10 protein-coding genes and 1 riboswitch are annotated in these 13,848 nt (G+C 38.9%); of the genes, 7 read left to right on the top strand and 3 right to left on the bottom strand.

The features are described from left to right. Positions 1–400: 400 nt before the first annotated feature. On the top strand, positions 401–1,090 hold the full coding sequence (locus ALLST_RS0101145; RefSeq protein WP_019892140.1) for a Fic family protein: 690 nt from the start codon (positions 401–403) through the stop codon (positions 1,088–1,090). Positions 1,091–1,315: 225 nt separating this feature from the next. Here ALLST_RS0101145 and ALLST_RS0101150 read toward each other — a convergent pair whose 3' ends face one another. Further along, positions 1,316–2,203, bottom strand: coding sequence for a hypothetical protein (locus tag ALLST_RS0101150; RefSeq protein ID WP_019892141.1), 888 nt, complete (start codon positions 2,201–2,203; stop codon positions 1,316–1,318). A gap of 496 nt (positions 2,204–2,699) precedes the next feature. Between ALLST_RS0101150 and ALLST_RS0101155 the strand changes: the two genes are divergently transcribed. The 4 genes from ALLST_RS0101155 to ALLST_RS0101170 all read left to right on the top strand — a co-directional run bounded on the left by ALLST_RS0101155 (position 2,700) and on the right by ALLST_RS0101170 (position 7,196). Then, the gene (locus ALLST_RS0101155) at positions 2,700–3,158 is read left to right on the top strand and encodes a peroxiredoxin (RefSeq protein ID WP_019892143.1); all 459 of its coding nucleotides are present in this window, start codon (positions 2,700–2,702) and stop codon (positions 3,156–3,158) included. 162 nt (positions 3,159–3,320) lie between these two features. After that, positions 3,321–4,283 (top strand): 6-phosphofructokinase, encoded by a 963-nt coding sequence (gene pfkA, locus ALLST_RS0101160; RefSeq protein ID WP_019892145.1) that lies wholly within the window; start codon positions 3,321–3,323, stop codon positions 4,281–4,283. A 66-nt stretch (positions 4,284–4,349) separates the two neighbouring features. Next, positions 4,350–5,768 carry a pyruvate kinase gene (pyk, locus tag ALLST_RS0101165; RefSeq protein WP_019892146.1) on the top strand — a complete coding sequence of 473 codons (1,419 nt, stop codon included), beginning with the start codon at positions 4,350–4,352 and terminating at the stop codon, positions 5,766–5,768. 106 nt (positions 5,769–5,874) lie between these two features. Continuing rightward, positions 5,875–5,946: riboswitch (Fluoride riboswitch) on the top strand. Between the two features lie 50 nt (positions 5,947–5,996). Beyond that, entirely contained in the window at positions 5,997–7,196 is a 1,200-nt protein-coding gene (locus tag ALLST_RS0101170) for a cation:proton antiporter (protein WP_019892148.1), read from the top strand. A gap of 104 nt (positions 7,197–7,300) precedes the next feature. Here ALLST_RS0101170 and ALLST_RS10900 read toward each other — a convergent pair whose 3' ends face one another. Continuing rightward, on the bottom strand, positions 7,301–10,642 hold the full coding sequence (locus ALLST_RS10900) for an FtsX-like permease family protein (protein ID WP_019892149.1): 3,342 nt from the start codon (positions 10,640–10,642) through the stop codon (positions 7,301–7,303). Beyond that, entirely contained in the window at positions 10,642–11,343 is a 702-nt protein-coding gene (locus ALLST_RS0101180) for an ABC transporter ATP-binding protein (protein WP_019892150.1), read from the bottom strand. Before ALLST_RS0101180 ends, ALLST_RS10900 begins: the two co-directional genes overlap by 1 nt. A 467-nt stretch (positions 11,344–11,810) precedes the next feature. Between ALLST_RS0101180 and ALLST_RS0101185 the strand changes: the two genes are divergently transcribed. Next, positions 11,811–12,701 (top strand): DegV family protein, encoded by an 891-nt coding sequence (locus ALLST_RS0101185; protein ID WP_019892151.1) that lies wholly within the window; start codon positions 11,811–11,813, stop codon positions 12,699–12,701. After that, positions 12,676–13,572, top strand: coding sequence for a DegV family protein (locus ALLST_RS09690; RefSeq protein WP_019892152.1), 897 nt, complete (start codon positions 12,676–12,678; stop codon positions 13,570–13,572). Before ALLST_RS0101185 ends, ALLST_RS09690 begins: the two co-directional genes overlap by 26 nt. Positions 13,573–13,848 lie beyond the last annotated feature (276 nt).

A 13,848-nucleotide genomic window follows, 5' to 3' on the forward strand; every position in this document is an offset into this window, starting at 1 on the left:
TTCTCTAGTGTTAGTGATTTTAGTCGCTTAAACGTTTGGATTGTGAAGAAATCTAAACGTTCATCACGAACAGCTCTAAGCATAGAGGGTATTTCTAAACATAAAATTAATTTTCCTAAAAAATAAATGGATATATTTCATTCAGATTCACAAAAATAGAAAATCTGTAAAACACGTGGTGTAAACCAAAAAGGTCACGCAGAAAAAGAGATAGAGCATTTAAGGTTGAGATCCATGAGAAATGCGTTATTTTAGTGTTCAAGAACGGTGAAATCACGTTTGAATGTAAGAAAGAATGAAAATATAACTTTCGACATGAAAAAAATGACTTAAATTCAGCAGTCAGACAGAAATTCATCTATAATCTAAATATATAAAACACCAGTTAAGGAGAATTATTATGGATGCTAGAGAAGTATTAAAAACAAACCAAACTTATCGGGAAGATTTTATTACGCGCGCTATTTATAACTCCAATGCGATCGAAGGAAGTACATTAACTCGCAACGAAACTTACGCGCTCGTTTTTGATTCAAACCATTGTCCAATTAATGCAAATGCTAAAGAAATTCATCAAGCAATTAACCATAAAAGAGCAATGAAATTAATGTTGGAACGTGTGTATAAGCATGAGCCATTAACAGAAGCTTATTTAATGAATATTAACGATCTCATCAACGAGAATATTTTATTTGGTGGTGCTTATCGTGAAGATCCAGCTATTGTTTCTGGATCAAGTAAGACTTTCCCTGGACCAGAAGAAATCGAAATGTTCTTAGAAAAGTTTATTGCTGAATACAATGAACTTGTTGAAAAAGGATTTGATATGGAAGATGTCGCTAAGTTGCATATCGAGTTTGAAAATATTCACCCATTCTCAGATGGAAATGGCCGTACAGGTCGTATTTTGGTTAACTCTATGTTAATTAGTGGCGGAAAAACGCCAATCTGCTTGCCTTTAGAATTACGAAACGATTACTACAAAATCTTAGAAACAAACAATGTAAAGGCATTAGCTGAAATTTTCAACGAACTTCAGGAAAAAGAAGAAGAACGTATGAATGATTTTATCGCTTTAGCAAAAGCGTAATCGAAAATAAATAATAAGTTAGAACAAGAACCGACGTGCTCGAATTGATGAGTATGTCGGTTTTTTGTCGATAACAAGGGATGGTGCGCAAGGATGATGCCGATAAAAAATGAAACTATCGGGTAGGAAATAAAAAGTCTCCATAGAAGAGTTAGCACAATGTAGAAAAGTGCGAATTTCTATGGGGACTAAAGCATGTTAAGTAAAAGAATATTTAGAAAATGACTATGGTTTTAGCGTGATTGCTTGATTGACGAGATCTTCAGCAAGCCAGTCATCTTCATCAGATGCAGTTAATGTGAATTCAATTTGTTCAACATCACTGATTTTACTTTCTTCTAAAGAGCGATCAGACCAATGCATAGAACTAAATGCAGATTTTCCAGCCGGAACGGAGTTTGCATAGAAGGGGTCGATCATAAAGCCATTGATGGCAGCATCGTCGACGGAAAACATGATATTTTTATCGGTTTTATTTACAAAGTACAGATTTACGGTATATCCAAATGTACCTTCTGGATCATATCCGGTAACGATTACGCTAACTTGGTCATTATCGACTAAAACAGTATCACTAGGTTGACTGTTGCGAACAAAATGCGTTGCTTGTTCTTCGCCGTAAGGATAGATGTGGACGGTTTCTTTTGCGACAGGATCAGCTGCCCAATCGTCGTTGTCATAAACACGGAAAGTAATCTCGATATCAGTACAATCGCCAATTCCATTTTCCTTTAAAGTATGATCGGCAAAGTTGATCTCTTTCAATGCTTTTTTGCTGGGTGCGACTTCTGTAGCAAATAATGGATTGGCACTAACACCATTTATTGCAGCGTTCTCAATAGAAAACATGTAGTTTTTATCTGCTGATTTGTTTTCTAGTTCTGCTTTCACGGTGTATCCCCAAATATTGTCGGGATCTAATTCGGTGAGTTTGATTGAGCAATATTCATTATCAATAGCTACGATTTCTGAAAAAGTACTTTTGGCTTCTGAAAGTTCTTTTTGTGATAAAGAAGACGATCCTTTAGAAGGTGTGGAAGGTTCGTGATTGGAACATGCGATGAGTGAAGCAGACATTCCAAGTGCAAAAAGTAGGGGCGTTAATTTTTTCATTTTTTTTCTCCTTTGTTGATCAATTGGGCATGATTAAAACACATGCCATAGATCAATTGTGCGTTGTTGAATAGCCCCCTAAAACAAATCTCACAATAAATATTCTATGCATTATGTTTGATTTCAAGATGTACCCTAGAATGAGTATAACATCTTTTTTAAACGATAATGATAGCGTTTAACAAATGATGAAAGGGCTTAAATCGCATTTAAAAAGAAAAAACGGTGAATTTTAACAATTGAAAAATATCTAAAAAAGAGATTGAAAAATACTTTTGGTCTGCGAATTTTGGAAGGCAATCAAGAGTGATTTTGCGGATGTGTATGATTTCAGGCATAAACCAGGAAACGAATCCGAAAATAAAGTAAGATTCGCATGAAAAAGAGTAAAAATAGAGTAAAAAGGCTCAAAGGTTTAGTAAAATAGATACTGGCAGAACCTGATTCTGTAGAAGAGTCAGTCGAAAAAAAAGAGTTGAGAATTAAAGGAGAAGTTATGTTAGAAATTGGAACGCTAGCTCCAGATTTTACGCTAATGGACCAAGATGGCAACCCTGTTACATTATCTGATTTTCGTAATCAGAAAGTCGTATTGTACTTCTATCCAAAAGACAATACGAGTGGATGTACAACACAAGCTTGTAGCTATCGCGACCATTATCCGCAGTTCATCGAAAAAGGAGCGAAAGTGATTGGTGTATCAAAAGATACAGTTCGATCACATGCTAACTTCAAAGCAAAATATGATTTGCCTTTTACATTATTGGCAGATCCAGAACGTGAAGTTCTTGCTTTGTATGATGTGCTAAAAGAAAAAACGATGTACGGCAAGAAGGCCATTGGCACAGTTCGAACAACGTATTTAATTGATGAAAACGGTGTGATTATTCAAGCTTATGACAAAGTTAAAGCAGATTTAGATAGCGAAAATCTTTTAGCAGACTTAAGTGTTTAAACTTGATAAATTTTTGGCGAATTCTTTTATTGGGGAAATAGAGCAACCACGAAATGTGATAAAATAACAATGATTGTTTGTGTCACATTTGATCAATCGATCGAATCGAAATGATTGCTTTAAAAAACCAAAAATAATGACCAGAATTGGAGGAAGCAAAAGATGATCAAAAGAATTGGAGTTTTGACTTCCGGTGGAGATTCTCCAGGGATGAACGCCGCTGTCCGTGCGATCACTAAAATTGGGATTAATGCCGGACTAGAAGTATTCGGTATTTATAACGGGTATAAAGGAATGGTTGAAGGTTATATCGAACCTTTAACATCTGAATCAGTTAGCGAAATTCTCACTCGAGGTGGGACAGTGCTTGGATCCGCTCGTTTACCTGAATTTAAAGACGAAGAAGTACGTAAAAAAGCGATTAAACAACTTCAAAAACGTGGAATTGAAGCTGTAATTGTGATTGGCGGAGATGGTTCTTATCGTGGCGCTTTGGAACTGACGCATATGGGCATTAACTGCATCGGTTTACCAGGCACAATCGATAACGACATCACATGTACCGACTATACAATTGGCTTTATGACGGCACTAAACACGATTGTTGATGCAGTCGATAAGCTAAGAGATACGTCCAACTCCCATCACCGTTGCTCAATTGTTGAGGTAATGGGAAACCGTTGTGGAGATTTGGCTTTATGGTCGGGTATCGCTTGTGGCGCGGAAATTATCGTAACGAGTGAAAGTGGCTTCGACGAACAAGATGTTTTGGATCGTCTTCGTGATTTAGACCAGATTAAAAAGAAAAAACACGCGATCGTCATCATCTCCGAAAAGATCACTGACGTTCATCAATTTGCGAAGAGAGTTACTTTGAATACAGGTTTCTCTGGCAGAGCAACTGTTCTCGGTCACATCCAACGTGGTGGTTCTCCATGCCCATTCGATCGTATGTTAGCGAGCCAAATGGCTGAAAAGGCCATTGACCTTTTAATGCAAGGCATTGGTGGTCAATGTGTTGCGATTCGAAACAACAAAATCACTTCATATCCAATTGAACGTGCACTTGTTACACCATCAGAATCAAAGAAACCGTTAACAAACTTATTTGAGCGAATTGGATAAAAAAGATTTAAAAAAGCCCTGTAATCTTGATATAAATTTGACTGAATAAAATGAGGTAAGAAATAAATGGACAAGAAAACGAAAGTTGTCTGCACGATTGGCCCAGCCAGTGAAGACAAAGAAATGATCGTAAAGTTAGTCAACGAAGGGATGAACATCTGTCGTTTAAACTTCTCCCATGGTGACTATGTAGAACAAGGAAACCGAATCACTCGTATTCGTGAAGTTTCCAAAGAACTTAAAAAACCAATCGGAATTATGTTGGACACTAAAGGACCAGAAATTCGTTTAGGCGAATTCGAAAACGGTGGTGTTCAATTTGAAAAAGGTGACGAAGTAACAATCGTCAATGACCCAACTTTAAAAGGAACTCGTGAATCTTTCGCAGTAGTTGTTCCTGAAGTATTCAACGACGTAAAAGTTGGCGACTACATTTTGATGGACGACGGAAAAATGCGTGTTAACATCACTTCTGTAGATGCTGGTAAATCTTTTAAAGGTATCGTTGCAAACCCACACTTCTTAAAATCTAAAAAAGGATGTAACTTACCAGGAATTATCCTGTCTATGCCATTCCTTTCTAAAAAAGACGAATCTGACTTACGCTTCGGTGCACAGAACGATATCGACTACGTTGCATTATCTTTCGTACGTCGTAAAGAAGACGTTCTTGCAGTTAAAGATATCTTAATTTCTGAAGGTAAAGACGATATCCAAATCATCGCTAAAATCGAAAACCAAGAAGGTTTCGATAACTTACGCGACATTCTTGAAGTAGCTGATGGAATCATGGTTGCTCGTGGTGACTTAGGTGTAAACGTATCTTTAGAATATGTACCAATTTACCAAAAACAAATGATCCGTATCGCAAACGAAATGGGTAAACCAGTAATCACTGCAACTCACATGCTCGAAAGTATGCAAGGAAACCCAAGACCTACACGTGCTGAAGCAAGTGACGTTGCTAATGCCATTATGGATGGTACAGATGCTGTCATGACTTCTGCTGAAACTGCAGCCGGAAGCTACCCAGCTGAAGCAGTTCGTACATTCACAAAAATTGCGAATGCAATTGAACCAATGATCGACTACAAAACTCGTCTTGCTGACGGTATTGCTTCTAGCAACCGCAACATGTCTGACTCCATCGCCATTTCTGCAGCTGAAACTGCTTTAGCAATGGATATCAAAGCAATCGTTGCATTCACTCAATCTGGTTTAACTGCAAAACGTATGGCTAAATTCCGTCCAAAAGCTCCAATTATCGCTGTAACTTTTGACGAAAAAGTTCAACGTTCCCTGCTTCCAGTATTTGGTGTATTACCAGTAGTAACTGACGTGCAGAATACTCAACAAAACGATGTTCAACTCGCTCGTAACATTGCATTAAAAAATGGATTACGTCGTGGAGATAACATCCTTGTTGTTGCTGGATACCCAGTAGGTTCTGGATCAACAAACATGATGAAAATCGTGACTATTTAGTTGAAATCACAAAATCAAATAACCAAGCACCCTTGTCTTTGCACATCAGGGTGCTTTTTTCTTGGCTATGTATAAATGTTTTACAAATGTGAGCATTCATGATATAAATTTTTCAGGGAATGAAGTTCTCCCTAGGGAAACCTAAACCGCTAATTCAGCTGATGACTTCTACGATTGTTTTAATCGTGGAAAATCATCAGCTTTTTTCGTTCTAAGGAGGAAATTTATATGTTGACATCTTTGGCACTCATTTTTCTTGTGGGATTTGCGATGGCCTCCATTTTCCAAAAATTGAAATTGCCAAGAATTGTGGGGATGTTGCTTACCGGTATTTTGCTTGGCCCACATATGTTGAATTTATTGCAAGATTCGATTTTATCGATTTCTGGCGAACTAAGACAAATGGCCTTAATTGTGATTTTGATTAAGGCGGGACTTTCATTAAATTTAAACGATCTCAAAAAAGTTGGACGCCCAGCTGTGATGATGGCTTTTGTTCCAGCGACATTTGAACTTTTAGCTTTTGTGATCTTTGCGCCGATGATTTTAGGAATAAACCGAATCGATGCGGCAGTGATGGGCGCCGTTCTTGCTGCTGTTTCGCCAGCTGTCGTTGTTCCGCGAATGGTCATGTTGATGGAAGAAAAGTATGGGACAAAGAAAAGTATCCCGCAGATGATTTTGGCAGGAGCTTCTTGTGATGACATTTATGTCATTGTCCTATTTTCATCGTTTGTATCGATGGCACAAGGTGGCCAAGCAAATTGGGGTGATTTTTTGAATATACCGGTGTCGATTGTGCTTGGTGTTGCCTTAGGAGCAATTGTGGGTTATTTGTTGAGTCTCTTTTTTGAAATGGCTTATACGCATGGGCACTACATTCGAAATACGATGAAGGTGATTTTAATTTTGGCTATTTCTTTTGCGCTTATGGCGATCGAAACAGCGTTAAAACCAATTGTTTCTGTTTCTGGACTATTGGCGATTGTAAGCATGGCTTGTGTGTTGAAAATTAAAAGTCCAGTCATTGTCTCGTCGCGTCTATCAAATAAGTTTGGCAAGTTATGGATTGCTGCGGAAGTGATTTTATTTGTTCTAGTAGGGGCGACAATCGATATTCGCTATACATTGAATGCCGGTTTGACAGCAGTGTTGATGATTTTTGTCGCTTTAGTCATCCGTTCAATTGGGGTGTTCTTATGTCTTATCAAGACACCACTCAATGGGAAAGAACGCCTCTTTTGCATCATTGCCTATTTGCCTAAAGCAACAGTGCAAGCGGCAATCGGTTCTGTACCTTTGGCCATGGGCCTTCCTTGTGGTCAAATCGTTTTATCTGTTGCTGTTTTGGCTATTTTGATCACTGCTCCATTAGGCGCTTTGGGAATGGATCGAACGTATCGAATTTTATTAGAAAAAGAAGCATAATCTGCTTTTAACAAAGAAAAAGAAAAATCCCTAAATCGAGAACCCGGATGGCCGGTTCTATGATTTAGGGATTTTATTGTTTGATATTAGGTAATGATTAGTGATTATTCAACTGCTTTTAAGGATTCAACCATTTGGATTTTACGCAGACGGAATTTCATGATCCAGTTGACAATGAGCGTGAAGATCATCGTCAAGGCAACGGAATAAGCATAGGATTGCCAAAAAATGGTGCGGCCAAAGCGAATCGTATCTAATTCAGCAAGCGCCATAATTAAATCGTGCAGATAAATCCCTAACAATAAGCCAGTAAGGCTACCGATTAAAGCTAGGATAATTGTCTCGCGATTGACGTAGGCATTCACTTCTTTTTCATTGAAACCAAGAACTTTAATCGTCGCAATTTCGCGCATACGTTCGGAAATGTTGACGTTAGATAAGTTGTATAACACAACAAATGCGAGCAAGGCGGCGGATAAGACGAGAACGATGACAATCATCTTGATCGATGAAATCATGTTCTCAAAGTTCTCAATCACGGATGAATAGAACGATACAGAGCGAATGTCTTTGTTGTTCATAATCTTCGATCCTAAATCGTTTTCGAATTGTGGATCAGTCTGATCGTTTTTCAATAAGATTGAGCAGACTGGCGTTTCTTTAATGCCTGTTTTTTCAAAAGTCTCTTCGGTGATGAAGATTTCATGACCAGTATATTGTTCGAAAATACCGGCAACTTTGATTTTGACTGTGCGATTATATTCGCTTGTTTTAAAGGTGAGTTCATCGCCGACTTTAATGTTGAGCTTTTGGGCTGTTTTGATCGGGACGAGGGCTCCATCATTGCTGAGCGTATTAGCAGAATCGCGCGTTTCTGGATTGAATGTCATGAAATCGGCAAAGGAATCATCATCAGGGATAATATTCAGCGTTGCCGAGACATCTTTATCATCATAGTTCACGCTAATGGCAAGTGTTTCTAGAGCAAAGGCATCATTGACACCATCATAAGAAGAAACTTCTTGAGCGATGTTGTTTGCTTTATCAAGATCGACAGTTGGATCGGTCCGCAACGTTGCATCGTAGTGGTAGACTTCTTTGAACTGTCGCGGAACGATATCGCTAATTGAGTCATTTAAACCAAATCCCGCAACTAATAAAGCGGAGCAGCCGGAAATGCCGATAACGGTCATAAAGAATCGCTTCTTGTAACGGAATAAGTTGCGGATTGTAACTTTTTGCATGAAGTTAAATTTAGACCAAATCATCGGGATTCGTTCGATCAAAATTCTCTTACCTGCTTTTGCGGCTTTAGGTCGCATGAGTTGTGCGGGCACTTCCCGCATTTCCTTATAAATCGAAATCCAAGTTGCGGCGAGCACAACGAGGGTAACCATAGCAGAGGCCATAAGCATTAAGCCAGGTTGGAAACGGAATTTGATGGCATCCAGGTTATACATGATGTTCCATGCATTGTAGATGATCAATGGGAAAATATACATGCCTAGCACACATCCGATGATCGAACCGATGATCGATGCAGAACCGGCATAGATTAAATACTTTGCACTGATTTGCCAGCGTGAGTAACCAAGCGCTTTGAGTGTTCCCATTTCGTTACGCTGTTCGTCGACCATGCGAGTCATGGTTGTCATACAAACAAGGGCAGCAACGAGAAAGAAGAACACAGGGAAGACGGATGAAATGCCATCCATACGATCTGCACAAGATTCATAGTCGCGATAAGAATAGTGTGAGTTACGATCGAGAACATGCCAAGTAGCGCCCATTTCTTCGATCTTTTCACGCGCTTTTTTTATATCGCTTTGCGCTTGCAGTTTTTGTCGTTCAAATTCAGCGAGGTTTGTTTCATATTCTGTTTTACCATCGTTGAATTCTTGTTCTTTTGTGGTGAGTTCAGCTACGCCATTTGCGTATTGGAGTTCGCCTTCATCTAATTGCTTTTTAGATTGCTCTAATGTTTTAGCATTTTGATCAAGTTGGATCTTTGTGTTTTCCAACGTTTCCCGTTTTAACAACAACGTCATCAATTGCGTTTCGGAATTTTCGATTGTCGAAATGGCTGCGTTTAACTTGGCAAGATTTTCTTGTCCAGCTTCACGAGATCCCCCAATTTGCAACAAAATTTCGTTTCGCGTATCGTTCACGGTGATTTCGGCTTGGTTGATCTTGCTTTGCAGATTCATCGAAGTTTCAGTCAAGATTGCAATGAATGGACTGTTAGGATGGTTTTCTTTGAGATCGATCAGCTGTTTGTTGACCTCATAGAGTTGGTCATTCATCGTTGCGATCGAATCAACGGTCACTTGCAGTTGGTCTAAAGAGGCTAGTGCCGTTTCAAGTTTTGTTTTTTGAGCTTTTAATTCGCCAAGCTTTTGACGAGCGTCATCTAATTGGGCAATGCCATTGTTGACTTGTTCTAAGCCATCATTGACTTGCTTGCGCGCATCTTGGAGTTGCTTGACGCCATCGTTATATTGCTTTTTACCCTCATCCAGCTGTTTTCTGGATTCTTCTAATTTCTTTTTCCCTTCATCGAGCTGTTTTTGTCCTTCGTCGAGTTTCTCTTTTGCTTCATCGAGTTTAGATTGAGCATCATCAAGTTTTTCCTTAGCTTTTTTTTCTTCTTCATCGATTTTAGCGTAGTAAGAATCGAGCGTATCTTGAATGCGGCCGTCAGCAATTTCTTCAATATTTGCGACGACAGGATCAACTTGATCAAAGTATCGACTCGAGTAGGAATCGAGCGCTTTTGCCCCTTCAACGGTGACATCGATTTCAGTATAGTAGTCGGCTTTGATCACACTTTCAGGGACGTAGACAAAGGTGTTGACTGTTCCGCTACCAATTGCGGAGGTGCCTAGTTCATACGATAAGTAGTTTGGACTGTTTACTTTTCCGACAATGGTAAAGGTATGTCGGTTTAAATCGTCTTCAATGGGCGTTGCGGTCCCAGAATATAAATCAATCGTCTGTCCAATGTCGAAGGAACCAAACATTTGACCCGATGCGCTATCTGCCTGTAACAAGCATTCGTCTTCATTTTCTGGCATACGGCCTTCGATTAAGCGGGGCTGATTGATCGATTGTCCGGCAGAGTAGGACATCAGTTTAACGACAATTTCTCGAGAATCGATTTTCGTTAAATAGTCGTTTGAAAACTGCCCTTGTGCCTCTTCAACTCCTTCGACTTCGCGTAAAGCTTCGAGGTCTTCTTCATTTAATCCAATTGTCGAGAAGACTTGAATGTCTTGGAGGTTATAGCGATCGAAATAGAGATCGGCGGTATTTTTCATATCTGGAGCACTCGCCTTGATGCCGGCAAAGAAAGCGACACCTAAGGAGACGATAGCCAATATGGAAAGATAGCGCCCAAGTGAATGTTTAATCTCTTCGATCAAATCTTTTATCAAAATAGGAGGCATTAGTATTCAATCTCCTGAGCACTTTGTGGATGTTCGTTGAGTGTAATACTATCGATTTTTCCGGAACGAACGCGGATGATCTTATCGCCAATTGGGGTTAAAGCTAAGTTGTGGGTAATGACGATGACGGTTGTTTTTTCTTTTTTGCAGATGTTCTGCAAAACTTGAAGAACTTGTTTACCGGTTTGATAATCCAATGCTCCAGTTGGTTCATCACAAAGAAGTAATCGCGGATTTTTTGCGATTGCACGAGCTATGGCAACTCGTTGTTGTTCACCACCAGAAATCTGCGATGGGAAATTGGATTTACGTTCACTTAATCCGACGGCATCTAAAGTCTCTTCAATATCCAAAGGGTTTTTAGATATTTGACAGGCGAGTTCGACGTTTTCGAGAACGGTTAAGTTTTGAATTAAATTGTAGAACTGGAACACGAACCCGACATCATCACGACGATAATAAGTCAACTCATTATCGGTATAGTCACTGATGATTTTGTCGCCAACTTTAATCGTTCCAGCTGTGGCTTTATCCATTCCACCTAAAAGGTTTAAAATTGTCGATTTACCAGCGCCAGACGCACCAGCAATAATCACAAATTCACCTTCTTCAATGTCAAAGGAAACGCCATCTAAAGCGTGAATTGTCACTTCACCCATCTGATAGTCTTTGCGAACGTTATTAAATTCAATAAAACTCATGGGGATTCCTTTCTGTTCGAATAAAACAATCATGTATAGAGAGTTGAAACTGACTAGCTCGATCTAGTTTTGATTTTTAAGGCTGAGAGAATTAAAAAAGAAAGCTAAATAGTAAGCGAGTACAATCATTTTTATTTTATCAAAGTATCATCAACTCGAAATGCAAATGCTCTAAATCAAAGACAAAAGACGACGTATAATCTCGATTTGCTAACATGAACAGGTGAAAAAACTTAACGAATCTCTTTAGTCTAGGAAAAAGGACGAATCTGCTTTACATGAACAATGAAAATTGTACTTTTCGCCTTTGGCGTAAATCATGCAACGCAGAGGCACTTTTCTTGTTTTTTCAAAACAAAAATAGGCACAATAAAAGCGACCGATTACATCGGTCGTTTGAACTATAGATAATAATCAAAAAGATATAAGAGATATTTTCAATTAAATACGAAAGAAGGAAGAAAGATATGAAAGTTAAGGTTGTTACTGATTCGGGATGTGGATTAAGCCAAGCGCAAGCTGAGCATTTAGGGATTGGTTTTTTACCTTTACAAGTCAATGTGGATAGTCAACAATATTTAGATGGTGTAGATCTCGATACCCAAACGTTATATCGACTTTTGCAAGAAGGAAAAATGCCGACGACAAGCCAACCGCCACTTTATTTAGAAGAAGAATTATTTGAACAATATAAAAAAGAGGGATATACCGATTTAGTAGCGGTGAACATATCTTCAGGATTATCAAGTACCAATGAAGTTGTGCAAGCAACCGCAAAACGAGTGGGATTAAATGTACATACATTAGATATTGGGACAACATTAGCAATTCAACGCTATTTAGTGATTGCGGCTAAACAATTAGTGGATCAACAAAAAGACCCACAAGAAGTGATTGCTCTTTTACAAAAAGCAGTGGATACGAGCGAAGGATATTTAATTGTTGATAACTTAGACCATTTAGCAGCAGGGGGCCGTTTGACTCCGTTAGCCGCCAAATTGGGTGGGTTATTAAAAATCAAACCGGTTTTGAAAGTTGCTAAATCAACAGGAGGAAAAGTAGACTCTTTTGATAAAGTGCGCACCTTTAATAAAGCCCTTGCGAAAGGAATTGAGCAAGTTGAAAAGGCTATCCAATCCGGAAAGGAATATGAATTTTTTATTTTAAACGGAAATGAAGATGCCAATTCGCAAAAGGCGTATAATTTGTTACATGCTTGTGCACCAAACACCAATATTACAGTCTTAGATATGTTTGCGGTTATTGCGTGCCATACAGGATTAGGCTCAATTGGAATTCAGTTTATCGAGAAAATTGAAGGAGTTGAATACGATGAAGCTAGCATTTGTGACAGATAGTGGAACAGGATTCAATGCAGAATTCTGGAAAGAAAGAGGTATCTACTCTCTTCCTTTGCAAATCACCATCGATCAAGAAACGTTTGAAGAAAACGAAACCATTTCATATGGTCAAATCATTCGTAATTTACATGATCAAGTTTTGATGAAAACATCACTTCCTTCTTTAGGAAAGATCGAAGATTTATTTGAAGAATTAAAAAATGAAGGATATGAAGGCGTGTTCTGTGTACCGATTTGTAGCGGACTTTCCGGAACGCTCAACGCGATGGAGAGCGCAGCACGCCAAGTAGGCTTACAGTTTTATGGTTATGATTGTTACAGCACTGCAGTCGTGGAAGCACATTGCATAGAAATCGCCAAACGCTTATATGACCAAGGAAAAACCATTGAAGAAATTATGGCAACGCTTGATCAAATTTGTGCGCATGCCAATACAGTCGTTTTATGTAATGACTTGCAACACATGAAACGGGGCGGACGTTTGACGGCGGCAGCGGCAATGCTTGGCGGCATGTTAAAAATTAAACCGCTTTTACATTTAGATCGCTCGACAGCAGGACGCGTCGATGTGTTTGAAAAAGTGCGAACGATGACAAAAGCGCAAGATCATATTATTGAACATCTTAAAGAAGTTGGCGTGCAAGCGGGCGACGATATTACTGTAGCGCACGTGGATTCATTAGAAGCGGCAAAGGAATTTGCGAAAAAAATTGCTGCGCAATTTCCAGATTGCTCAGTGCGAGTAATCGATTTAGTCAGCGCAGTGGGAATTCATACGGGATTAAATACACTTTGTGTGCAAGTGTTCGATCCAGCCGGATATGACGTTGATGTTTATAACGATCAAAACGCCATTAAAATCCAATAATCAAAATTGAACACAATCAAATAAGATGAAAAAGATGCTTTTGTAAAACGTAAACAGAGGACTTTTTCGATTGTTTTATCGGACACCAAGCAAGAATAGGATGTTGTTGGGGTTCTTTGTTCGATATGAAAATAAAGCGATAAATAAGGTATTTAGAAATACTTTGCGATTGCAAAAGAATTGGAAAAAGAGAGTTGAAGTTCTTGCGAATATTTGTTACAGTTATTCGGCAAGTCTAGCTTGCTCTCTGCCTTGATCTTTTTCAAACAGAACAAG

This window comes from Allobaculum stercoricanis DSM 13633 (genome assembly GCF_000384195.1).
GTDB lineage: Bacteria > Bacillota_I > Bacilli_A > Erysipelotrichales > Erysipelotrichaceae > Allobaculum > Allobaculum stercoricanis.